The organism is Shewanella sp. BF02_Schw (genome assembly GCF_014596695.2).
GTDB lineage: Bacteria > Pseudomonadota > Gammaproteobacteria > Enterobacterales > Shewanellaceae > Shewanella.
The window spans coordinates 1,498,652-1,522,837 of sequence record NZ_JABKAW020000001.1 but is presented as its reverse complement, the minus strand read 5'-3'; the positions used below and the strand labels follow the sequence as shown (position 1 = coordinate 1,522,837).

The 24,186-nt window shown below is 40.5% G+C and carries 20 protein-coding genes; 3 read left to right on the top strand and 17 right to left on the bottom strand.

Annotated elements, in window-relative coordinates; all coding sequences use genetic code 11:
- Positions 1-169: 169 nt before the first annotated feature.
- From HNW13_RS06740 to HNW13_RS06680, 13 genes are all read right to left on the bottom strand, one after another.
- Positions 170-1,168, bottom strand: coding sequence for an NADP-dependent oxidoreductase (locus tag HNW13_RS06740; RefSeq protein WP_192114946.1), 999 nt, complete (start codon positions 1,166-1,168; stop codon positions 170-172).
- A gap of 84 nt (positions 1,169-1,252) precedes the next feature.
- Positions 1,253-2,317, bottom strand: coding sequence for a patatin-like phospholipase family protein (locus HNW13_RS06735; protein ID WP_192114947.1), 1,065 nt, complete (start codon positions 2,315-2,317; stop codon positions 1,253-1,255).
- A 54-nt stretch (positions 2,318-2,371) separates the two neighbouring features.
- The gene (locus HNW13_RS06730) at positions 2,372-4,042 is read right to left on the bottom strand and encodes an AMP-binding protein (protein WP_192114948.1); all 1,671 of its coding nucleotides are present in this window, start codon (positions 4,040-4,042) and stop codon (positions 2,372-2,374) included.
- Between the two features lie 89 nt (positions 4,043-4,131).
- Complete coding sequence (locus HNW13_RS06725; RefSeq protein WP_192114949.1) at positions 4,132-5,313, bottom strand: acetyl-CoA C-acyltransferase; 1,182 nt, start codon at positions 5,311-5,313, stop codon at positions 4,132-4,134.
- 121 nt (positions 5,314-5,434) lie between these two features.
- Entirely contained in the window at positions 5,435-6,355 is a 921-nt protein-coding gene (locus HNW13_RS06720; RefSeq protein WP_192114950.1) for an SDR family NAD(P)-dependent oxidoreductase, read from the bottom strand.
- Between the two features lie 74 nt (positions 6,356-6,429).
- Positions 6,430-6,891 carry a MaoC family dehydratase gene (locus HNW13_RS06715; RefSeq protein ID WP_059743536.1) on the bottom strand — a complete coding sequence of 154 codons (462 nt, stop codon included), beginning with the start codon at positions 6,889-6,891 and terminating at the stop codon, positions 6,430-6,432.
- Between the two features lie 385 nt (positions 6,892-7,276).
- Positions 7,277-9,082 (bottom strand): acyl-CoA dehydrogenase, encoded by a 1,806-nt coding sequence (locus HNW13_RS06710; protein WP_101087177.1) that lies wholly within the window; start codon positions 9,080-9,082, stop codon positions 7,277-7,279.
- A gap of 103 nt (positions 9,083-9,185) precedes the next feature.
- Positions 9,186-9,947, bottom strand: a complete 762-nt coding sequence (locus HNW13_RS06705; RefSeq protein ID WP_182743440.1) for an SDR family oxidoreductase — start codon at positions 9,945-9,947, stop codon at positions 9,186-9,188.
- A 169-nt stretch (positions 9,948-10,116) separates the two neighbouring features.
- Positions 10,117-11,151, bottom strand: a complete 1,035-nt coding sequence (locus tag HNW13_RS06700) for a phosphotransferase family protein (RefSeq protein WP_192114951.1) — start codon at positions 11,149-11,151, stop codon at positions 10,117-10,119.
- Positions 11,152-11,373: 222 nt separating this feature from the next.
- Positions 11,374-12,585 carry an acyl-CoA dehydrogenase family protein gene (locus HNW13_RS06695; protein ID WP_192114952.1) on the bottom strand — a complete coding sequence of 404 codons (1,212 nt, stop codon included), beginning with the start codon at positions 12,583-12,585 and terminating at the stop codon, positions 11,374-11,376.
- Between the two features lie 90 nt (positions 12,586-12,675).
- On the bottom strand, positions 12,676-13,800 hold the full coding sequence (locus HNW13_RS06690) for an NADH:flavin oxidoreductase (protein ID WP_192114953.1): 1,125 nt from the start codon (positions 13,798-13,800) through the stop codon (positions 12,676-12,678).
- 59 nt (positions 13,801-13,859) lie between these two features.
- The gene (locus tag HNW13_RS06685) at positions 13,860-14,630 is read right to left on the bottom strand and encodes an SDR family oxidoreductase (RefSeq protein WP_192114954.1); all 771 of its coding nucleotides are present in this window, start codon (positions 14,628-14,630) and stop codon (positions 13,860-13,862) included.
- A gap of 54 nt (positions 14,631-14,684) precedes the next feature.
- Positions 14,685-15,419 (bottom strand): histidine phosphatase family protein, encoded by a 735-nt coding sequence (locus HNW13_RS06680; RefSeq protein WP_101087171.1) that lies wholly within the window; start codon positions 15,417-15,419, stop codon positions 14,685-14,687.
- A gap of 354 nt (positions 15,420-15,773) precedes the next feature.
- Here HNW13_RS06680 and HNW13_RS06675 point away from each other — a divergent pair, with 354 nt between their 5' ends.
- The gene (locus tag HNW13_RS06675; RefSeq protein ID WP_101087170.1) at positions 15,774-16,688 is read left to right on the top strand and encodes a LysR family transcriptional regulator; all 915 of its coding nucleotides are present in this window, start codon (positions 15,774-15,776) and stop codon (positions 16,686-16,688) included.
- Positions 16,689-16,873: 185 nt separating this feature from the next.
- Here the strand turns inward: HNW13_RS06675 and HNW13_RS06670 are convergent, their stop codons facing one another.
- Genes HNW13_RS06670 through HNW13_RS06660 form a run of 3 tightly spaced genes read right to left on the bottom strand, consistent with a single transcriptional unit; the run spans position 16,874 to position 20,596 of the window.
- Complete coding sequence (locus HNW13_RS06670; protein ID WP_192114955.1) at positions 16,874-18,007, bottom strand: HDOD domain-containing protein; 1,134 nt, start codon at positions 18,005-18,007, stop codon at positions 16,874-16,876.
- Entirely contained in the window at positions 18,004-19,989 is a 1,986-nt protein-coding gene (locus tag HNW13_RS06665; RefSeq protein WP_192114956.1) for an EAL domain-containing protein, read from the bottom strand. Before HNW13_RS06665 ends, HNW13_RS06670 begins: the two co-directional genes overlap by 4 nt.
- 4 nt (positions 19,990-19,993) lie before the next feature.
- Positions 19,994-20,596: a response regulator gene (locus HNW13_RS06660; RefSeq protein ID WP_192114957.1), complete on the bottom strand. Its 603-nt coding sequence runs from the start codon at positions 20,594-20,596 to the stop codon at positions 19,994-19,996.
- A 100-nt stretch (positions 20,597-20,696) separates the two neighbouring features.
- Between HNW13_RS06660 and HNW13_RS06655 the strand changes: the two genes are divergently transcribed.
- Both HNW13_RS06655 and HNW13_RS06650 read left to right on the top strand, forming a co-directional pair.
- The gene (locus tag HNW13_RS06655; protein WP_192114958.1) at positions 20,697-22,031 is read left to right on the top strand and encodes an HD domain-containing phosphohydrolase; all 1,335 of its coding nucleotides are present in this window, start codon (positions 20,697-20,699) and stop codon (positions 22,029-22,031) included.
- A 90-nt stretch (positions 22,032-22,121) separates the two neighbouring features.
- Positions 22,122-23,411, top strand: coding sequence for a hypothetical protein (locus HNW13_RS06650; RefSeq protein WP_192114959.1), 1,290 nt, complete (start codon positions 22,122-22,124; stop codon positions 23,409-23,411).
- On the opposite strand, the gene HNW13_RS06645 is transcribed toward HNW13_RS06650, so the two are convergent.
- Positions 23,379-24,128: an IS5 family transposase gene (locus tag HNW13_RS06645; RefSeq protein WP_124011573.1), complete on the bottom strand. Its 750-nt coding sequence runs from the start codon at positions 24,126-24,128 to the stop codon at positions 23,379-23,381. The two genes, HNW13_RS06650 and HNW13_RS06645, sit on opposite strands and share 33 nt — an antisense overlap.
- Positions 24,129-24,186: the final 58 nt, after the last annotated feature.

The window sequence follows — 24,186 nt, the reverse complement described above, 5'->3', positions numbered from 1 at the left end:
GCCAACGTTAACTCACCTAATAACTCAGCTAATAACGCACCTAATAACACACCTAATAACACAATGCTGACGGTGCTATTAGGCTTTATTTGGCGAGGTTATGTGGTTGCTAAGCTCCGTTATGCCCCATTAATAACTAAGGCTTATCGATTGCTGATAGCCATAACACTTACAGTTTGACGATTAACTTGCCTTTGTTTTTACCAGTGAAAAACAAATTCAAGCCAGTCATTGCAGACTCGAGTCCATTTAATACGTGGGCACGATGCTTAATTTGCCCTTTCATCACATAAGGGGTTAATTTTTCAAGTAATGCAGGCACATCACCGAAATGATCAGGCATGGTGAAACCTTGGATAATCAAGCGCTTTTTAATCACTTGGATCCAATTAGGACCTAAATCAGGCACTGCTTTCGGGTAATCCGCAATCATGCCGCATACCACAATACGCCCATGGGCGTTCATTCTGGCAAACACATGATGTTGAATTGGGCCGCCAGTATTTTCAAAATACACATCAACGCCATCTGGGGTTAACTCGGCAAGCTTTGCTGCAATATCATCGGTTTTGTAATTAACTGCGCCGTCAAAACCAAGCTCATTTACGATCCAATCTGCTTTTTCGTCACTGCCGACAACGCCAATCACTCTTAGTCCGTCTGCTTTAGCAAGCTGCCCCACAATAGAGCCAACAGAACCTGCCGCGCCAGAAACCACAATAGTTTCACCTTTTTGTGGTTTACCTACGTTGAAAAGTCCCTGTGTTGCAGTTAAGCCCGGTAAGGCGAATACCGATAAAATAGCTTCGTCTGGTAATGGCGCGGTGACTTTATTTAACCCTGCACCGTTACTTAAAAAGTATTCTTGCCAGCCCATCATGCCCATTACGCGGTCGCCCACGTTAAAATCAGGGTGATTGCTTTCAACAATATCACCAATGCCTGAGCTGCGCATCACATCACCTAACTCAACTGGTGGTATATAGCTTTCGGTGTCTGCGCTCATCCAACCAAACATGGCAGGATCCAGTGACATATGATTCTGTTTTACCAAAAATTGCCCTTGTGCCACTTTCGGCATGTCTTTATGGACCACTTCGAATAATTCAGGACCGACTGGGCCACCGGTTGGACGGGCGATTAAGTTAATTGCTTTGTATGTGGTCATGTTCAAATCCTTTTTTAATGAGTTAACGTCAACATAGTAATGACGCGTTTTTAATTGATATCCAAAAATGAAATCTTATTGCCGTTAAGCCAGTAACTGCTCAATACTTTTAATGCTGTGAATATTTTGCTGTTGATAAAAATGCTTAAAATGCTCGGCTAGCTTTTCACTTTCCACAAACACTTGCTGCCAATACTCTAAGCGCTGCGTCGGTTTCATTTCGACAAAATCACTACGGTCGGGGATTTTGCTAAACGGCAATGATGCGACAAATTCAGCGGATGGGCACAGGAGCACAGTTTTGTCGTAGTGTTGTACACGCACTTTGCGAGACAGGCTTTTATCAAACCAACCCGGCTTTAATGTCGAGCTGAAATGTGGATACAGAGTTAAGCCTTCATTTTGAATATTAAAATCAAAATGATAGTCAATAATTCCGCCATCTCGGTACATACCTTGAGGGCAATCAGCAATGTCTTTTATGCCTTGCATCACCATAGGAATCGAGCCAGACGCCAATAGCGCTGCTTTGATATTACGCTGGCTTAATGCCATAGACGTTGTGGCGATATTGTCAGGATCATAAATCGCCAAATCGCTTTGACCATGTTGAAAGATGTAGCGTTCGTACTGACTGTTCAGCAGAGGTCTGCTGATGGAATTTCTGACAAAACTGTTGAATAAGCCAGCCCCTTGCAGCAGTTTATTTTCTGACGCAACCAGTCCTTTGCATTTAGCCACAATAAAATGGGCTTTAAAGACTTTGTTATTGATAATCTCATCTGCACCGCTGTCACCAAATAACTCATCGAGTAATTCAACTGCTTTAGCTGTAATTTCATCCGGTTGCGGTTTAGTGTCATTAGAATAAACGGTTTCACTGTAATTTTTGGCTAAGCGTTCTATCGCCGCGACAGGGTCATTTTGGGCAAAGCACGCGGCGCGAAATGCACCGGCACTTGAACCAATCAGGTTTAAAGGTTGTTGTCTGCCTTTAAAGAATTCCCCAAAAAGGTATTTGTCTAATCCCAGCAAGGTGAACCATTTAGGTCCACCACTTGCACCAAGGAAAGAACTGAATAAATCTGGAGAAAAACCCTGTTGTTGTATCGATTTTAAAGCCGTTTCACCAGCGTATATTTCTAACATATGACTCTTATTATTGGACTGTCGCAATACATGCCGACAGCAGCTCTTGTTATTTTACGCTTGTGACTGATTACGAAGATCTTTACGCAATACTTTACCGACATTGCTTTTAGGCAATTCATTCATAAACTCAATGATTTTAGGGCGTTTATAGTTAGTGAGCATTTTATTGCAGTGATCAAAAATATCTTGTTCTGTTAATGTTGGGTCCTTACGCACAATGTACACTTTGACGCGCTCGCCAGTAATGTCGCAAGACACGCCCACAGCGGCGGCTTCCAATACCCCTTCGTGCGACACAATTACTTCTTCAATTTCGTTAGGGAACACGTTAAAACCAGACACGTTAATCATGTCTTTTTTGCGATCCACAATTTTAAAGAAACCATTCTCGTCCATGGTGGCAATGTCACCGGTGGCTAGCCAACCATCGATTAACACTTCGTCAGTGGCTTTTTGGCGATTGTAATATCCCTTCATCACTTGTGGGCCTTTAACCCACATCTCACCTGGTTTACCTAATGCCACATCTTCACCATCTGCACCGACTAAACGAATATCGGTTGATGATGCCGGTAAACCAATCGAGCCATTATAGCTTTTTTGGTTATAAGGACTCATTGTCACTAAAGGCGCACATTCCGTTAAACCATAGCCTTCAAGTAAACGGCTTTTAGTGACTCGCTCCCAATGTTCTGCAACTGGTCGCTGAACTGACATTCCGCCACCAAAGCCCATCTTTAATGCACTGAAATCGAGTTGATCAAATCCTGGAGTATTCAATAATCCGTTAAACAAGGTGTTTACACCTGTAATCACGGTAAAACGATATTTAGCCAGTTCTTTGACAAAGCCGGCCATGTCTCTTGGATTGGTGATTAATAAGTTGGTGCCGCCAAAAGGTAAAAAGGCTAAGCAATTAGAGGTTAACGCGTAGATATGATAAAGCGGCAATGCAGTGATAATCAGCTCTTTGCCTATTTCATAAACGTTCTTGGTAACCGCATTTGACTGTTCAAGGTTAGCAACCATATTACGATGAGTTAGCATGGCACCTTTTGATGGACCTGTAGTGCCGCCAGTATATTGCAAAAAGGCTAAGTCAGAACCGATAACGTCAACCGGTATAAAGGTTTTTTTACTGCCTTTTGCCATGGCGTCATTAAATTTAACCGCATTGGGTAAATCGAACGCTGGCACCAATTTCTTCACGTGCTTAATCGCGCCGTTGACTAATGCACCTTTAATAAGACCTAATCGGTCACCCACCCCAGTGGTGATAACATGTTTAACATCGGTTTTATCAATGACAGCCTGTAATACATGAGCAAAGTTTTCTAAAATTAATATGCCTTTCGTGCCTGAGTCTTTTAATTGATGTTCTAACTCACGGGCGGTATAGAGTGGATTGACATTCACCACAGTTAAGCCTGCGATAAGTGCACCAAATAATGCGATCGGATATTGCAGTGTATTGGGGATCATGATGGCAAACTTATCGCCTTTCACTAAACCTAAGTCTTGCTGTAAATAGGTTGCAAAGTCAGTTACTTGCTGGGCAAGCTGCGTATAAGTAATGCTAACATCCATGTTGATAAATGCCGTATTCGTGGCATATAACTTGGTATATTTTAAAAACAAATCTGCCAATGAGTTGTATTTATCTGGATCGATTTCAAACTCAACCCCAGGCGGATAACTCTTTTCTAACCAAATCCTTTCCATAATACTGTCCCCAATTATTACAAAATTATCAGCAGCCTACATTACCGGCTGCTGTGATTATTATTGTTATTTTTAACCTACATCCAGCTTTACAACACTTCAAATAAACCTGCAGCACCTTGACCGCCACCAATACACATGCTGATCACGACGTATTTAACACCACGACGTTTACCTTCAATTAACGCGTGCATCACCATACGAGTACCGCTCATGCCATAAGGATGACCAATAGAAATTGCGCCCCCGTCGACGTTTAAACGATCATATGGAATGCCCAATTTTTCGGCACAGTAAATGACCTGAACCGCAAACGCTTCATTGATTTCCCACAAACCAATGTCATCAATATTCAAACTATGACGTTCAAGCAACTTAGGAATAGCAAAAATTGGACCTATGCCCATTTCATCTGGCTCACAACCTACAACCACCATGCCTCGGTAAACACCTAACGGCTTAAGACCGCGTTGCTCAGCGAGTTCTCGTTCCATTACCACAACAGCGGCAGCACCGTCAGACAGTTGCGATGCGTTACCGCCAGTAATTGAGCCGTTATCTTTTACCGCTTTTAAACCCGCTAAGCCTTCAATATTGGTTGAAGGACGATTACCTTCATCTTGAGTTAAGGTGACTTGTTCTTTAGTGATATCACTGCTGGCTTTATCCATCACCAATTTTGTACACGTAACAGGCACAATTTCGTCATCAAATTTACCTGCAGCTTGTGCATCAGCAGTGCGTTGTTGCGAGATTAATGCATAAGCATCTTGTGCTTCACGCGAGATGCCATAACGATTAGCAACCACTTCGGCGGTATCAAGCATCGGCATATAAATCGCTGGACGATAAGCTTTAACACTTGGGTCGACCGCTCGGTGCATGTTCATTTTATCGTTTTGAACCAAGCTGATTGAGTCACAACCGCCAGCAACTACCACGTTGGCGCCATCACAAACAATATAATTGGCAGCGATAGCAATAGACATTAACCCTGATGAACATTGACGGTCGACAGTCATACCTGGCACAGACACAGGCAGTTTTGCCGCCATTGCCACTTGACGACCAAAGTTCATCCCTTGGTTACCTTGAGTTAGTGCAGCACCAAAAATACAATCTTCAATTTCATTTGGGTCAATACCCGCACGCTCAACGGCTGCATTAACAGCAACTGCAGCTACTGTTGGAGCAGATAAATCATTAAACGCACCGCGGTACGCCTTACCAATGGGGGTTCTCGCTACAGATACAATGACGGCTTCTCTCATAATAATTCCTTGTTTATATGTCTTCTAAGACATGTATTTAATCAGGTTTTGAGGTTGAGCTAAGTATTAGTCATAATCACAAGAACAGTTAACGAAACAGCTCAACCTACATTAGAATCATTTACTGTTGCTGCGATTTCATAAATGCCATCGCCTTGATCACAAACTTCTCGCCTTGTTGAGCACCAGATTTCAACGCTTTTTGATTATCTTGCGCAGTGAGTTTCTCCCAGTTGTCACGCACCGTTTCTGGGGTTTGTGATGCTTTAGGGATAAAACAACCTTCTGTTTCAAAGATACTGGCACTTGAATAACCACCCGCTCCGGCACATAAAATAAAGCGGTTTGGCGCGTGTTCATCACACAAGGTCAACATCCCCGCAGTTACCGCTTCTGGCGCGAAGGCTTTAACGATTTCTTCAGGCATTAAATCTTCAGTCATACGCGTCCCCGCAGTGGGAGCTAGCGCATTGATGTGGATATTATTTTTTGCACCTTCAAGCACTAAGGTATTCATTAACCCAAGCACGGCCATTTTGGCTGCACCATAATTAGACTGACCAAAATTACCGTACATGCCGCTTGACGATGTGGTCATCACAATACGACCATAATTTTGCTGCTTCATGATTTCCCACACTGCTTTGGTGCAGTTAACCGAGCCCATCACGTGGACATCCATGACTAACTTAAAGTCATCTAAGGTCATTTTAGAAAACGACTTATCGCGCAAAATTCCAGCATTATTGATTAAAATATCAACGCGGCCCCACTTGTCCATGGTTTGTTGCACCATGTCTTGCACTTCGTCAAAATTAGCGACGTTTGCACCATGACTAATGGCTTCACCGCCCATTTCTTCGATTAAACGAACCACATCTTGCGATGCTGAAGAAGATGCGCCGCTTCCATCACGTGCGCCACCTAAATCATTTACCACCACTTTAGCACCACGTCTGGCGAGTTCCAACGCATGAGAGCGACCTAAACCATTACCGGCACCTGTGACTATGGCTACTTGTCCTGCAAAACTGATCGTCATAATGTTTCCTTAACGCTTTTTTTGATTTTTTATTGTTGTTTTATGTTCATGTGAAGGTGACAAATGATAGAAATCTACTTAACCATTTGCACAGAAATCCACTCAGCCACTAATGCCGGAGTATCAACACCTTCAATTTCAATGGTCACTTCGGTTGATAAACGGAACTGCCCTGGTTTCTTTTCTTCAATTGAAAGGGTTTTAGCGTGTGCTCTAATGCGACTGTTAACGGTAACCGGCTGTAAAAATCTCACTTTATCGAAACCGGCATTCAAGCCCATATAAAAACCGTCAATGATGACACTAAATTCTTCAGCAAAATGTGACAGCATGGAAAGTGACAGGAAGCCATGGGCAATGGTCGAGCCAAAAGGCGTCGCTTTGGCTTTTTCTTCATCTACGTGAATAAACTGATGATCCAGTGTGCAATCCGCAAACTGATTAATCTGATCTTGAGTGATTTGATACCAGCTTGTTGGCTCGGCTTGGAAGCCAATATAGTTTGTGATGTCGTTACGATTGATGACTGTCGGCATTGTTCCCTTTCCTCTTGTACGTTCAGGTACTGTCCATGAATGAAATTTAAGCGATATCTCATGCTAGTTGGGGTGGGCACATTAAACAAATGAATAGTTTTAATACCAAGACATTCGCAATATGAATAGTCTAGCGTGTTGAAAGGAAGTAATACGTCAGGGAGATTATAACAAAAACGCATTACCCAATTAATGAGTAATGCGTTAATAATAAAGGATTTATACTAGCTAGAATTGAGAAATTACCTCGCGAATCAAAATCCAACTATAGGCAAAGTCTGACTGGTAATACTCATCTAGGGAATCGACCTACGTATAAATAACTCAGCTCAGTCAGTGATAACCTATGATGACTATGACCAACTTGGACATCATTCAATTTAGGTTAAAACCAGTCGGCTTGCATGTCAAAACTGGTACTGTCAGTACTCATCAACAGAGATGACCACACCGCAATTTTGGGTAATTCAAAGCGATAGAAATACTGCGATGCCTGTAACTTACCTTTATAGAAAAACTCATCTGCTTGATGCGGTTGCTGTGCTAAGGCTTTGGTGGCAACCATACTTTGCTTAAGCCATAACCACGCAATAATCACATGGCCAAACAACTCTAAATACTTAACTGAGTTGGCTAAGGCTAAGTCGATGTTCTTCGTCGCCATGCCGTTGAGTACCGCTTCAGTTGTCAGCGTTAACGTCTCTACCGCTTCGCTTAGCTTCTGGGTATATTCGCTCAAGCTGTCGTATTGTTTGGCTTGCTCAATGGTTTGGGCAATTTCATGCAGGGTAGCTTTATAACCCTGCATCTTATTCATCGGCACTTTACGGGTAATCAAATCTAATGATTGTATTCCCGTGGTGCCTTCATGAATCGGATTTAAACGGTTATCACGATAGAACATCTCAACTGGATGCTCATTGATGTAACCATGCCCGCCCATAACTTGAATAGCATAAGAGTTAGCTTTAGGGCCATATTCAGATGGCCAGGTTTTAATGATTGGGGTTAAAAAATCTAATAAGGTATGGGCATGCTCACGTTGTTCAACTGTGTCTGCAGTACGCTCGTCATCACTTAATTGAGTCCCATACAACACTAACGCCATTGCCCCTTCGGCATAAGCTTTTTGTGCTAATAACATGCGTTTTACATCAGCATGTTCAATGATGTTGACCATTGGGGATTGCGGGTCTTTACACGAGGGAAGTCGACCCTGCGGACGGTTTTTAGCGTAATCGACTGAATATTGATAACCGGCCACAGCCAATACCGCACCACTGGTACCCACCATAATGCGAGCTTCATTCATCATGTGGAACATGTACTTTAAACCGCAATGTTCTTCACCGACTAAATAACCAATTGAACCATTTTTCTCACCAAAACTCAGTGCAGTAGACGTTTGCGCGCGGCCACCCATTTTATGAAATAGCCCAGCGAGAGCCACTTCATTGTCTTCACCGACGGAACCATCTTGATTAAGCAAAAACTTAGGTACCACAAATAACGAAATACCTTTAACACCTTTTGGTGCGCCTTGAATTCGTGCTAACACCAAATGAACGATATTCTCGCTTAAATCATGGTCTCCGCCTGAAATATAAATTTTATTGCCAGTAATGCGATAAGTACCGTCGTCCGACTTTACCGCTTTGGTAATTAAGTCGCCTAACGCTGAGCCACTGCCCGGTTCCGTCATGGCCATGGTGCCCATAAAACGGCCTTCACGCATGGGTTTAACCCAAGTGTTAATCAGTGCTTGACTGCCATGTGCTTGCAACAAGTTGGCGTTGGCTGTGGTTAACATGTTGTAACCCATACCCACACCGCCAGCCACACTCAAAAATGAGGCTGCTGCACTGGCGATAATCGGGGGTAATTGCATACCACCCAAATCATAATCAGCTGTTGCAGCACCAATACCAGACTCGTTAACCGCATCGATTGCGGTTTTAAGCTCTGGGATGATATGCACTTTTTTACCATCAAATGTTGGTTGATGAGTATCAAGTTTTTGACGGATAGGAAGAAAGTATTTTTCTGCGATCGCTTTAGCCGTGGTGACGACTTCATTGAAGGTCTGGCGATCGTGATCTTGATAACGCGCTCGGCTCGTTAACGCTTCACTGTCAAACAGTTCGTAAAGCATAAATTCAAGATCGCGTTCATTCATTAACGTTGCAGGCATAATAGTCTCTTCTTATCTTGTTACTGAGCAAATGTCATGACATCTGCTCACAATGTATTGTTAAATGGATAGTGACAAATATTTGCTGACTGCCCACTGAGGCTTAAAACGCTGACACGCCGCCATCAACCGCAATGCATTGTCCTGTCATATAGGTGTTGGCGGGTGATAACATCATTAACATCACCGCGACGATTTCTTTTGGCTCACCTAAACGATTCATTGGCGCGCCACGGGCCATTTTCTTTTGCTTTTCTTCGTCAGCAAAGTTGGTCACCATCGGCGTTAGGGTAAAGAATGGGCATATTGCATTAATACGAATATTCTCGCGGCCGTATTCAACTGCACCCGTCTTGGTTAAGCCAATAACAGCATGTTTTGCCATAGAATAAGCACTGCCTCGAGCAGCGCCACCTAAACCGGCCATTGAACTGACATTGAGAATAGCGCCCTCGCCTTGTTTAAGCATTTGTTGTATTTGATGACGCATGCCAAATTGCACACCTTTGACGTTGACAGCAAATTGGCTGTCCATAATGGATTCTTCAATGTGATGCAGCGGCATAAACTCGTGCGCGATACCGGCATTATTGACGCCAATATCCACTCGACCAAAATATTCAATCGCGGTATCGACCATCGCTTTACAAGATTCATTTTTGGACACATCGCATTTCATTGCGACCACTTCAGCACCGGTCGCGGCAATAGAATCTGCCACTTGATGCACGCCAGCTTCGTTAATGTCACTGATGACTAACTTAGCGCCACGTTTGGCTAACTCTTCGGCCAATAATTTACCAAAACCTTGTGCGGCGCCTGTAATAACGGCGACTTTGCCCGTAAAGTCTAATAATGGATCCATGCGAGTAACTCCTGTAATTGATGGTCTTATTGTTATATTGAGTGTCTGTTTATCAATTTTTTATCATTTTGTTTTTAGCTTAAATCTTAAGTATTAAGTATTAAGTATTAAAGATTAAAATGAGTGTTAACGTCGCGTTATCACGGTAGATGTCGTTGATAGAACGCTGTTATTTCTCTTGTGCGACAACCTGCAACGCCATTTGTGCCAGCGGTTCAACGAACGATCCGACTTTATTAGCATGTTCATTTGATGCATTGCCTTCTGCAGCGCGTTTTGCCACTCCTTGGGCAATTGCCGCTAAACGGAAGAAACTAAACGCAAGATAAAACACCCAGTTTTCAATCCGTTCAATGCCCATGCGGTGGCAATATAAATCGACATATTCTTGTTCAGTCGGAATGCCTAAGCTGCCACGGTCGACGTCTTTTAAACCGTCAATACTGCCCATTCCTGCTGGCATACGTAATTGCATGCATTGATAAGCAAGGTCGGCATATGGATGACCTAATGTCGATAATTCCCAGTCGAGCAACGCAATAACCTGTGGCTCATCTTTGGCAAACATCATGTTGTCTAATCTAAAGTCGCCATGGACTAAACACACTCGGCCATCATCTTCGGGTAAATTATCTTCAAGCCACTGGCTTAGCTGGTCCATCGCGGGTATTTTTTTTAGCTCGGTCAACCGATACTGTGATGTCCAGCGAGTTAATTGACGCTCAAAATAATTTCCTGCTTTACCATAATCAGTTAAGCCAACCGCATTCACATCAACACTGTGCAATGCAGCTAATACTCGGTTCATTTCGTTATACATGGCTGAGCGGCGCTCATTGGTGCCAATCTCAGCTAACGATGCGCTCCAATAAACGGTGCCATCGCAATATTCCATTAAGTAAAACATCGAACCGATAACAGAGATGTCTTCACACAGATGGAATACTTTTGCGACCGGAACTTCGCTGTCTTTTAATGCATTAAGAACCCGATACTCTCGGTCAACCGCATGAGCAGACTTTAATAACTTGCCTGAAGGTTGACGGCGTAATACATACACACCCGATTTTGCGGTGACTTTAAATGTTGGATTAGACTGACCGCCGGCAAACTTTTCTAAGGTAATCGGGCCTTCAAAACCCTCAACTTGATTTTCTAAGTAAGCAGTCAGCTGTTCATTATTAATTGATAATACTTGGGGCATTTAGCAATACTCTTGTTGTTATTCTTAGTCATTAGATTGCAGTCATTGGATCGCAGTCATTAAAATTAGTCAGCTTGAATCAGTGTTTACGATCCAATTTTTATGACTCAATGTTTAGCAATCAATGCTCATAAATGATTGCCATCTGATCGGTGACACGGCATTTAGATTGAAACGCAGTTATGCGTTTCAATATGTTGCTGATATCTGCGACTTATTGAATTACTCTGCAATCTTTTTCACTAAATCACGGCCTAACTGCATCATATGCACTTGGTCTGGACCATCGGCTAAACGCAAAGTACGTTGTCCAGCCCATGCGTGTGCTAAGAAGGTGTCTTGACTCACACCCACAGCACCATGGCACTGAATAGCACGGTCAATCACATCAAGTGACATATTCGGCGCGACAATTTTGATCATTGCAATCAGTTCTTTGGCGGCTTTATTGCCGTCGGTATCCATTTTTTGCGCCGCTTTTAAGGTCATTAAGCGGGCTTGTTCAATCTGGCAGGCAGATTTAGCAATGTCTTCACGAACCGACTGTTGCTTGATCATCGGTTGACCAAACACAATACGTTCTCCAACGCGTTTACACATTAAATCTAATGCGCGCTGAGCGATACCAACTGAACGCATGCAGTGATGAATACGTCCAGGTCCAAGGCGGCCTTGGGCAATTTCAAAACCTTTACCTTCAGCAACAATAATATTTTCAACCGGCACGCGGACATTGGTAAATGTCACTTCGCCATGACCTTCAGGCGCATCGTTATAACCAAACACTTTCATTGGCCGCACTAACGTCACGCCTGGGGTGTTCATTGGCACAAGCACTTGTGATTGTTGAATGTAACGATTGCTGTTGGTTGGGTCTGTTTTGCCCATCACAATCATAATTTCGCATTGCTTACGACACGCGCCACTGATGTAAAACTTGCGGCCATTAATGACATACTCGTCACCATCACGTTCAATGCTTAACTCAATATTAGTCGCATCACTTGAGGCAACTTCTGGTTCTGTCATCGCAAATGCGGATCGAATTTTGCCTTCCAGCAATGGCTCTAGCCATTGTTTTTTCTGTGCTTCATTACCGTATTTAGCCAATACTTCCATATTGCCGGTATCGGGTGCCGCACAGTTAAACACTTCAGATGCCCACATCACTTTGCCCATAATTTCAGCCAGTGGTGCATATTCTAAATTGGTCAATCCTGCACTGTATTTGCCGTACGCCACAGGCAGAAATAAATTCCACAATCCTTCTGCTTTCGCTTTGGCTTTTAATTCTTCCATTAACGAAGGCGTTGACCAAGGATCAAGCTCTACCTGTCGGTGCATTTCTTCTTCAACCGGAAACACGTTCAAATCCATAAAATCGGTTACACGTTTGATTAATGCTTGAACTTTTTCACTGTATTCAAAATTCATGTTCTACCCTTCTATTGGTCATTACGGTGTAATAACAGTGCTAGAGTGAGGCTTAATATTTCAATTAAGACTCAAGCACATCAGCAAACGTTAACTGAGTGACGTTAATGATTTTTTGTTAAACGGTTTAATCTCCGCGATGGCTTTGTGTTTAATTTTATTGACCCACTGCGGATCGACTAACAAGGCTCGGCCAACTGCGACTAAATCAAATTCGTCATTATTTAAACGCACTAATAACTCATCAATGCCAGTTGGATTAGACGTGCCAGATAAATCGGCATTGCCTTCACCAATAAAGTCAGCGTCTAACCCCACATTGCCAACGGTAATGACGGGCTTATTAGTGAGCTTTTTGGTCCAACCTGCTAAGTTAAGATCTGAACCTTCAAACTCTGGTACCCAGAATCGGCGTGTACTTGCATGAAAAATATCGACGCCAGCATCGCTTAGCAAACCTAAAAAGGTGGCTAACTCTTCAGGGGTTTGACACAGTTTTGCACTGTAATCTTGTTGTTTCCACTGTGAAAAGCGGAAGATAATCGTAAACTCCTCACCCACTGCGGCGCGAATGGCTTTAACAATTTCAACGCCAAAGCGAGTTCGATTTTCTAACGAACCACCGTATTGGTCATCACGTTGGTTAGTGCCTTCCCAAAAGAACTGATCCACTAAGTAACCGTGCGCGCCGTGTACTTCAATGGCATCAAAGCCAATGTTTTTGGCATCTAATGCGGCTTGTGCAAAAGAGGCAACCACTTCATTAATATCATCCTGGGTCATTGCGACGCCGTTTTTAGCACCGGGTTTATATAAACCTGATGGGCTATAGGCTGGTGCTTCTTTATCTGGTCCAATTCCAGGTTTTCTTACTGAACCCACATGCCAAAGCTGTGGAGCAATTTTGCCACCTGCGGCGTGCACTTCATCCACTACGTGTTTCCAGCCTGCTAATGCTGCTTCGCCAAAAATTGCAGGTACATTTTCATAACCGTTGGCCGCTTTATGAGAAATAAAGGTGCCTTCGGTGATAATTAATCCCACGTCACCCTCAGCACGTCTGCGGTAATATGCTGCAACATCTTTATTAGGAACATAGTTTGGTGAAAACGCACGTGTCATTGGTGCCATAACGGTTTTGTTTTTGAGTGACAGCGATTTAGTGTTAAATGATTCAAATAACTTATCGATGCTGGTATTTTTGTCACTGTTCATGTGGATGTCCTAGCGTGTTATAGTTTTTTATCTATTTTTTTCTTATACTAATCAATCTATTACCCAATCAGATAACCGCCGTCGACATTGATGGCGGTACCTGTGGTGTAACTTGATGCGTTAGATGCGAGATACAACACAGTGCCGGCCATTTCATCTGGCTGAGCCACACGCTTCATAGGCACGTGGTGCATCATTTGTTTCAAAATGGCTGGGTTATCAACTAACGCAGAAGCAAACTTGGTATCTGTTCCGCCGGGTAATAGAGCATTCACGCGGATATTGAATTGGGCACATTCTTTAGCGAATGCTTGTGTCATTGAAATAACAGCCGCTTTAGTAATAGAGTAAATACCTTGGAAATCTCCTGGGATAACACCATTAACAGACGCCACGTTAATGATTGAACCACCGCCACTGTCTTTCATTAATTTTGCGCCTTTAGTCGACATAAAGAAGTAACCACGAATGTTAACGTCGACGGTTTTTTGAAAGGCGATTAAGTCTGTATCAATAATGTGACCAAAATATGGGTTAGCCGCAGCGTTATTGACCAGAATATCTAGTTTGCCATGTTGCTCTGTAATGGCTGCAAAAATAGCATCAATTTGATCCATGTCGCCAATGTGACACGCGATGGCTTGTGCACTGCCGCCGGCTTTAACAATCTCATCAACCACTATCTGGCAAGCTTCAATTTTTCGACTTGATACAATCACATGAGCACCGTACTGAGCTAATAGTTTGGCAACACTTTCGCCAATACCACGACTTGCACCAGTCACTAAGGCAACCTTCCCTGTTAAATCAAACAAATTGACATTGTTCATGTTTTTTCCTTTATATTTTTGATTAATGGTTCAAAGCGCTAAAGAGCCTCGTGATTACCTAAAGGTTACCCAGTCGTCGCCAGCCTGCTCTAAGTGACTGTAGTTATTAAAATAATCAACACTCAACATGTTTTCAGAAAATAACAGTTTAGTGACACCTGTATTTCTAGCCTGCTGATTCAAGGCTAATGTTTGCTGATCGTTCAATTGTAAAATGTGTTGCACGATTGCTGAAATAGTCCCTCCTGAAGTAAACACTAAAATGTCTTTTGATTTTTTTGTGTTATTTCCAGCAGTAGTAATCTCACGCTTTTTTGCTAATTCTTGTTCAATAATATTGTGCAGAGCCCGAATACAACGCGCTTTAAATTGTGGCCAACTCTCTTTGTATTCATGATCTTTATCACCAGCAATCCAACGACTGAGTGCTTGAGAAAATTCTTTTTGTAGCGTTTTATTCGGTTCATTACGTTGACTAATTTCTAGACTCATTTCTGCAAAGTTTTGCCACTGGTCATTGTACTTTTTTAAAATATCTACATGGTCAAATTCATTAAAGCCAGAATGGATAATCATGGGTGTTGATTCACCTTGGTATCCTTTTACAAAGCTGGTTAACGTTTGGCCATGACGCAATAAATCACCACTATAAAACTTGCTGGGGATAGCCCTAGCGCGCCAGTACTGACCTAATATTGTCGCTTGCTGGCTACCTTTATCTGACAGTTGATCGTAATCAGTGCTTCCAAAAGATGCCTGCCCGTGTCGAATCAAATAAATTGCTGCCATATTAGGTCTCTAACTGATTAAAATGATGGTTCAATACAAAAGTAAAAAATTAACTCACTGTTTAACTCATTGTTTAGATTGTCGTTAATCTAGGTTTAACAACCTTGAAAGCAATATTGAATTATTTTCGAATATCTGTAGTAGATGTTAATAATGAATACTTTTAGCGTATATTTAGCTATTTTTTGTACTGCACCGAATCTACTTGACTATGCTAATAGCAACATCTAAATTGAACAAATGAATAGTTCTAATACCCTACTATTTATAATTTAAATAGTAGATGTTAGATCAAAAATAGCAGATATGAGTTGAGGTGCTCTCAACGTACACCGTGAGATCACTGGAGTGAGTATGAAAATTGATTTGAATTTGTTTGTGGTTTTCGATGCGATTTATTGTGAAGGAAACATAACCAAAGCAGCGTCAGTGCTAAATTTATCGCAACCAGCAGTGAGTCATTCATTAGGTAAATTACGCACTCATTTTGATGATGCTTTGTTTATCAGGCAAGGCAATGAAATGCGGCCAACACCGGTGGCAAAGAATGTCATTGATGACGTGCGCGAAGCATTACATCAACTACAGGTGTGTTTAGTACAATCGCGGCAGTTTGAACCCTTAACCTCACGTAAGAGTTTTTCACTGTCATTACATGGCTCGTTAGAACCCTACTATTTACCGATATTGCAGCAAAGTTTGTCGTTAGAGTCTCCGGCAATCAATTTACGCAGTAATAAAAGGGTCAGACGAACGGAACTCGAAAACAAACTTGCCAGCGGTGATATTGATTTGGCAATTGATACCCTAATCCCTGTCAGCAATAACATTATGCACACCCAATTAGAAGTAGACCAACTGGTTGTTGTTGCTCGTAAAAACCACCCAGCTATTACACCAGAACTTGATTTAGATACTTACCTTCGGTTAGATCACGTGCTAGTTTCATCTCGCTCAACGGGCCCTAGCTTGGAAGATTTTGAACTTTCTCGCATTGGTTTGCATCGTAAAATCTCATTACGTTGCCAGCATGCTTTATCAGCGTGCCAAGTCATCTTAAATAACGATATGTTGCTCACATTACCTAAAACCGCCGCAGCTATGTATAGCAAGATGCTTGATATTGCTATTTACCCTATGCCAGTGGAATTACCTGATATTGGCGTGCATTTATATTGGCATGTTAACGTCGACAAAGAACCGGCTAACAAATGGCTTAGAAACAAAATGATTATTGCGGCAACAAATACTCGCATAGAGAAAAATTGACATTCATATAGGTAATGATTGAGCTTAAATGCCAACTATATTTTTTCACGCAATATATAAGGGCATGCCCCTTATATATTGCCGTTTAATTAACACTGCAGGTAATTATCCATCAAACTGTGTTCTTGCAGTAAATTGATATGTTCACCTAATAAACCTAAATACTGTTCAATCAATTTTATACACTAAGAGTTGCTGATCCATTGCCTAATATCGACATCGACAACTAAATTTAACAGCTCATTTTTTGACGGTTCATCGAGTTGATGAGTTAATGATAAATTGACAACATACAAAATTAATCCCAGAGTATTCACGTTTAATCCAGTGGTATTAAAATCCGGTTTATCTTGCATTAAAATCAGTTCACATAGATCAAGTGGGTAACCCCAAAGTGTCAAGATATAAACCGTCAAGACAGTCGCATCTGCAAGCATGATATGAGTGTCATTTGAATCAAAATCAACATGCTCGTTTGTTTCAGACATTAGCACTAAATGACCAATACCACTGAGTAAAGCAGCTATAAAAACAACATCTTGCTGCTCAACGCTAAATCCCATCGACTTACTTAACTGACGACATAATCGAGAATAATTAAATGACCATTCATTAATTTTTTTATGTGCTTTTTCTGGCACTCTTAAGGCTAATGCTTGATCAACAACCATACTAACAACGATCGTTTCAGTCATTTTAAGACCTAAACGTTTTACGGCCTCTTCCAAACTCACAGTCTTGCGGCTGTAGCCTAAGAAAGCTGAGTTTGCGATTTGTATCAGCTTGGCAGCGATAACACTTTCTTGGTGAATTATGTCCGCGGCATGAGAGATATCAACTTCTTCATTGGCGAACATAGACTGAATTTGTCTCGCGATATCTGGTAATGCAAAAAAGTACCCGATACGACCCAGTTTATTTCGTAAAGGTTGTTCTATATCTAGGGTATTTAAGTGTTCTAATGAGCAAAAAACATCATTTATGTCTTGTTGTGTAAAAGGTTTTTTCAACACAAAATGGGCAATTTCTGTTACTTTAGACACAACATCCTCGGCGGTGTCACCGGTTAATAACACCCGTAATGCCGACGGCATTATTTGAGAAACCTGTTTTAGCAGCTCATCACCATTAATATCTGGCATTAAGTAATCACAAATCACGGTATCGACAATGGCCCCATCAGGCAAAGCCTGCTGCCAATGAAGTGGATCACTGCATAAATAAAATTGCCAATGTGGTTTGAGACGACTTGCGACTCTATTTAGCGCTTTAAGCATAAAAATATCGTCATCAATAAACAGTACAGTTAATGTTTTCATAAATCACCCATTAATCTGGCAACTGAAAAATTAGGATCAGAAATTAAAGAAATAAACTGCTCCTCTATTTGAGGGCGAGCAATAACATAGCCTTGGATAATGTCACAATTCAGCCGTTCAAGAATTGGAATTTGGTCAAAATACTCTACTCCTTCAACCACCACTTTCATACCTAAATCATGGGCCATACGAGTAATGTTAGCGATCATGCTTTGAGTGTTTAAATTACTGGCAATGTCGATGATTAAAGACCGATCTATTTTAAGCACATCGATTGGCAATTTTGATAAATAAGACAAAGATGAATAGCCCGTACCGAAATCATCAATCGCAATACTGATCCCTGCTTTTTTAAGTCTAGCCAGTTTCTCTGCACTTTCTTCAATATTATCAACCAACCATGACTCTGTTAATTCAAACTCGAGAATTGACATGTCGATATCGAAACCTTTCAATAACGCTTCGACTCTTGGTATAAAATCGGGTTCAGATAATTGCTTTCCAGAAATATTAACAGCAACATGATCGAGAACGATTCCGTTTTTAAGCCAATTTGAAATCGCTAAACAGGTTTTTTCAATTACCCAGTAGCCTATTTCAATAATTTGCCCTTCTTGCTCCGCTATTGGAATAAATACGTCTGGAGAGACCATTCCTAACTCTGGACTATTCCAGCGTAACAGTACTTCACAACTAGCAATTTTACGTAATCTTAAATCGTACTTAGGTTGAAAGTTTAAAAATAACTCTTGATTTTCAATGGCATGATATAAGGCTTTACTTGTAAATAATTGTTTGCGTTTCTGCTCGATGATTGAGTTGTCAAAACGCATGTAAAAATGAGGATTTCCATTAATATGCAGTCTGTTACTGACCAATGCATTGCTGAATAACTGCTGTGCACTTGCGCCATCGTTTGGAGCAATGCAATAGCTAATCGTAAATTCAATGCGTACGGTTTTTTCAACATATTTGTTGCCAGTAAACGATGATAAAATATTATCTAGTTGACTGTGTAATTCAATCTCAGATTCATAGTTAGCAATAAGGATTACAAAATATTCATTCGGTAATACAGATATTCGGTGATTAAACCTTTCACATTCCATTATTAATGTTGTGTGTATCTCATTAAATAATGCAACAGAATCAATATCGCCAAGCATATCAGCCCAATAGCCATAATTTTTTAGATGTATAGCCACCAAAGCAAATGATTTATCTGTCTCAAGTAATGTTTGTGCATTGCTTAATAATCTTATTTGATCGATTAGCGTTTTTGACTCACAAAGGACATTATTATCACAGTCTGACGCCATTGAAATGGAAAAAAATCTAGAATTATCGGTCACATGCTTAAGGCTAAACATGACATTTTCGCCTTGAGTTGTTTGTAATATCGGGGGTTCATCGTTGGGGGTAAATAAATAGTCAATGCAACGATCAGTACAATACGGAAACAGGTCATTTAATAATGTATTTTCGTTTTTTATTGCAAGTATCTTTTTAGATAAGCCATTGAACCTACCTATTTGACCATGTGGAAAAAGCTCGATTACAGCTTCATCACTGCTGGCGAGTAGATCGGCAATAATACTTCTCTGTTGTTTACTGTTGTATTGACAAAAGGCCTCCTCAACCTCAATAACAAGTGCATTGTCGTCCCATGGTTTTTGTAAAAAACGAAATACAGTACGAGAGTTAAGCAGTGTTAATATAGAATTAAAATCAGACGAACCACTAAGCACCATACACACCGTATTAGGTTGCATAGATTTTATTGCTAGCAGTAAATCAGACCCATTCATCATAGGCATACGATAATCTGAAATAACGACAGGACATGCTTCTTTAGACATGATCTCTAAGGCTTCTTTACCGTTATCAGCAATAAATACTTGATAACCTACACGCGTGAACAATCTTTTTAACGCTCGTAATATGGACTGTTCATCATCAACAATGAGTAGCTTTTGCTTCATAATTTTACCCATTAATTAAAAGACTGTTGACTAAAGATCGCAGCTTGTCGTTATCAAACGGTTTTGATAATACCGCATCAGCACCTAAATCTAAGGCTTTTTGCAATTCATGTTCAGAGAATCCAGACAACACAAGGATTTTTAATTCCGCTAATTCTGGCTGTTGACGGATAAATTGCAATACTTCAAAACCATCTAAACTAGGCATTGCAAGGTCAAGTGTAATCAAATCAGGTTTATCACTGAGTAATTTAACTCCCGCGTGAAATCCATCTGCGGCAAAAGAGAAATAATAACCGCTTGATGATAAAACTCGGCGTATTGCATTTCTAATTTCAGTTTCATCATCAATAATTAAGATACGTTTTGGTGATGCAGAACCTGAGTCGGAATTAGTCTCTATATCCTCACAGTAACTCATTAATTCTTCAGGCATTGGCATTTTTTGTTGTTGTAAAAACAAAATAAAATCGTCCAGTAGCACTCGGTAATTACCCCTACCCGGCAATTTATGTCCTTTTAACCGACCTTGCGAAATCCAACGACTAACAGTCCTATGATGCACATCACAATACTGCGCAATGACACTGGGTCGTAACGTTTTCATATTTTATCACTCATCATAAAACTTGATTAGTTGTCATTTATAGCATAACTTAATCAATGAGACAAATGAGACATTGAAGACATCGGAAATTTAGGAACATATGAAACAATTAGAAACTGCAGATTTACCTGTAATTTTATGTGTAGACGATGAGACCAGTATTTTAAAGTCTTTACAACGTGTGTTTTTTTCATCAAATGTTCAACTATTACAAGCGTCTAGTGGTAAACAAGCACTAGAAATAATGCAACAACACAAAGTGAACCTGATCATTTCTGATATGCGAATGCCAAATATGACAGGTGCAGAGTTTCTTGCACAAGCAGCCGTAATGCAGCCTGACAGTTATCGTATTTTGATGACTGGATACTCGGATATTCAATCTACTGTTACGGCCATTAATATCGGTAAAATTCATCGTTATATTCAAAAGCCTTGGGATAATACTGAACTACTTGCACAAGTTAATGAGGGGCTAGAGACTTATCGCCTAATTAAAAAAAATAAAGAACTGACAAAGAAAATTGCAGTTCAAAATAAACAACTAAAACAATTGAATACCAATCTAGAAGACACGGTACAGCAACGAACCCAACAACTAAAACAAAGTTTACAACAATATAAAACCTTGGCCAATAATCGAGGTAATGAACAGAAAGCCACATTAGAAGTGCTTTATAATTTAATTAGTATCAATCCGGAAATAAACGGTCAGTTTGCACTTAAAATCAGTGAAACCTGCAATAACATCGCTAACCTATTAGGCATCACTCCACCTGGAGTCGAAATTATTACAAAAGCAGGATTATATTCCGAGCTAGGCAAATTAGGGTTACCTTCTTATTGCCTGAATAAGCCATATGATGAACTGACTAGTGCTGACCAAAAACATTTTATGCGTCATCCTCAATTTGCAGAAGAGATTTTAACACCTGCCGTTCATTTATCTGTAATGAGTGAAATTATTGCTAGTCAATATGAACAATATAATGGTACCGGAGAGCCTTTACAGAGAGCGGGCAAAAATATTCACATAGGATCGCGAATTTTATCCGTTGCTAGAGATTTTTGGCATGAATTTCTGCCTAAAAAAAATATTCAAGAGCCGACAAAAGAACAAGTATATAAACTGATAATGCTTCAACAAGGTATTTTATACGACCCAAAAGTGGTTGAAGCATTGGGTAAGTTAATATTTAGTAATGAAAATAATAAAGAAAATATTCATTATTCTGAAGAAGAGTTCTCAAATGGCATACACATAGGAGAAATATCTATTGGTATGCGACTTAGTCAAAATCTCTATAATCGTAAGCATATGCTATTACTACCAAAGGGACATGTCTTTTGTACTAAAACAATCAATAACTTACAGAGTTATGAAAAGAGACACAAAGAAACGTTACTGATAAAAGCAGAGAAAGTTGAAAAGTGACCTGATCAGGCAGAACAAAAGAATGTATAACTCGATAATCGCATCTACATTGTTACTATTTATCCACATATGTTTTAACGGTGAATTATTATGAAAAACATGTTAATAAAACTGTTTTTCTCAAAGGCATTTTCTACAAGGCGCATGTGGTTTTTTATCTACGCCACATCACTTGGCTTGATTGCTAATACCATGGCAATTGACATTCCCATTGTTGTGCCGTTTCTTGTGGGTAATATTGCGTTTTCAATTATACTATTTCGATTAGGTTTCACTTGGTCGTTATTATCGTTAATCATTGTTTGCTTACCACTAGAAAGCCCATTAGTTATTGGTAATTGCGTTTTACAATTAATGTTTCTTATGTGGCTTAGGCTCAATCTTAAGCAGTCTTTATGGCCTATATTTTGTGTATATTCCATATCAATCTTTGCCCTTGATTACCTATTGGGTAATGATTCTTTAAAAAGTACAACGATGTTATGGATCATTGCCACCATGTTACATTGCTGTCTTTTTGCCCTGTGTACCAAAACCGCATTGATGCTTAATACCATCACCATCACCCCATTAAATCAAAAACAGCAAAGTTTGCGTCTTCAACTGAGTCACCGAATTGGACTATACAGTGCAGTGCCATGCACAATATTGATTGCATTTATTTTGCAAGCAGCAATCGGACTGCATTTATCATCGCAACTACAATTTTATCAAGATGAGCAAAATGTGTTTGTGTCAAAAATACAGCGGCATATAGAACGATATATCAGTAATACTGAGCTCGTTGCCAGCTTAGGACATAAAAATATAGATACACATACTCTACAAACACTTAACGGCCAGGAACCTGAATTTATCTCGACATTGGTGACCGATAAAAATGGCATCGTGACGCAATTTTACAAAGCTGGTGTATCGAAACTACCGATTAACAATGTGTCTGTTACTGACCGCAGTTATTTCAGTCAACCCAAAACAATTAATACCAGCTTTGTGAGTGAGAGTTTTAAAGGTAGAGCCCTCGGAGAAGACCTGCTTTTTGCCGTGAGTGCACCTATTTATCTAAACGGTATTTTTGATGGCGTGGTCGAAGTTTCGGTCGTTCTAGACACTCTCACCAAAACATTATCGTTTACTGATAACATCAGTCCAAACACGATTATACTTGATCGACAGTCAAAAAAGATATGGGGAAGCAATCACTTAGGGGAATTAGGCAATGTTTGGAATGAACACGCAATATTTGAACCATATCATCCCTCATTACTGCAACAGTTGTTTTTTAATACGGCAAAATCCATTGTTTTCACAACAGATGCTCATTACATTCTAGGGGCTGTTGATCTTTCACATTGGCAGCCAAATTATAGAGCAAGCTAGAGCCAGCAGGCTTTCAAAATTAATTTTCAATTTATCATAGCGGGTCGCTATCGCTCTAAAATGCTTAAGCCGAGCAAAAGCATTTTCAACTAAATGCCGATATTTGTATAAACACCAATCGATATCTCCATTTCCTTGCTTCGAATTTTGTCTTCTAGGGATCACTGGCTTGGAACCACATTCACGCACTTTATCTCTAATCGCTTCACTGTCGTAGCCTTTGTCTGCAATAATAAAATGACTTTGTGGCAACAGTTCAATAAGGGCATTAGCTGCTTTACTATCATGAACTTCTCCACCTGTAACAATGAATTCTATCGGTAAACCATAGCTATCTACCGCGAGATGGATTTTGCTTGTATTACCACCACGACTTAGCCCAATTGCTTGATTTTCATCAGATGATGCACCTGAACTGTGTTGATGTGCTTTTACATAACTTCCATCAATAAATTCCCATTCAGTATCACTATTAGTCGATAATGTTTTGAACAGCCTGAGTAAAATACCTTTTCTTGACCACAGTAAAAAACGACGGTAAATGGTATTCCATAAGCCAAAATATTCAGGTAAATCTCGCCAAGGGCAGCCGACACGCAATCGGTAAAGGATCCCTTCCATCGTAAATCGATGCTCTTGCTTGTTATAAACTCTATCATCAAGCAGAATAGCTTTTAGCTTCGACCACATCTCATCAGTGAGCATTAATCGGGGCATGGTAATCTCGTTGTATTTGTTTTTGGCGAAGTGAATTATACGAGATTACCTTCTTCGC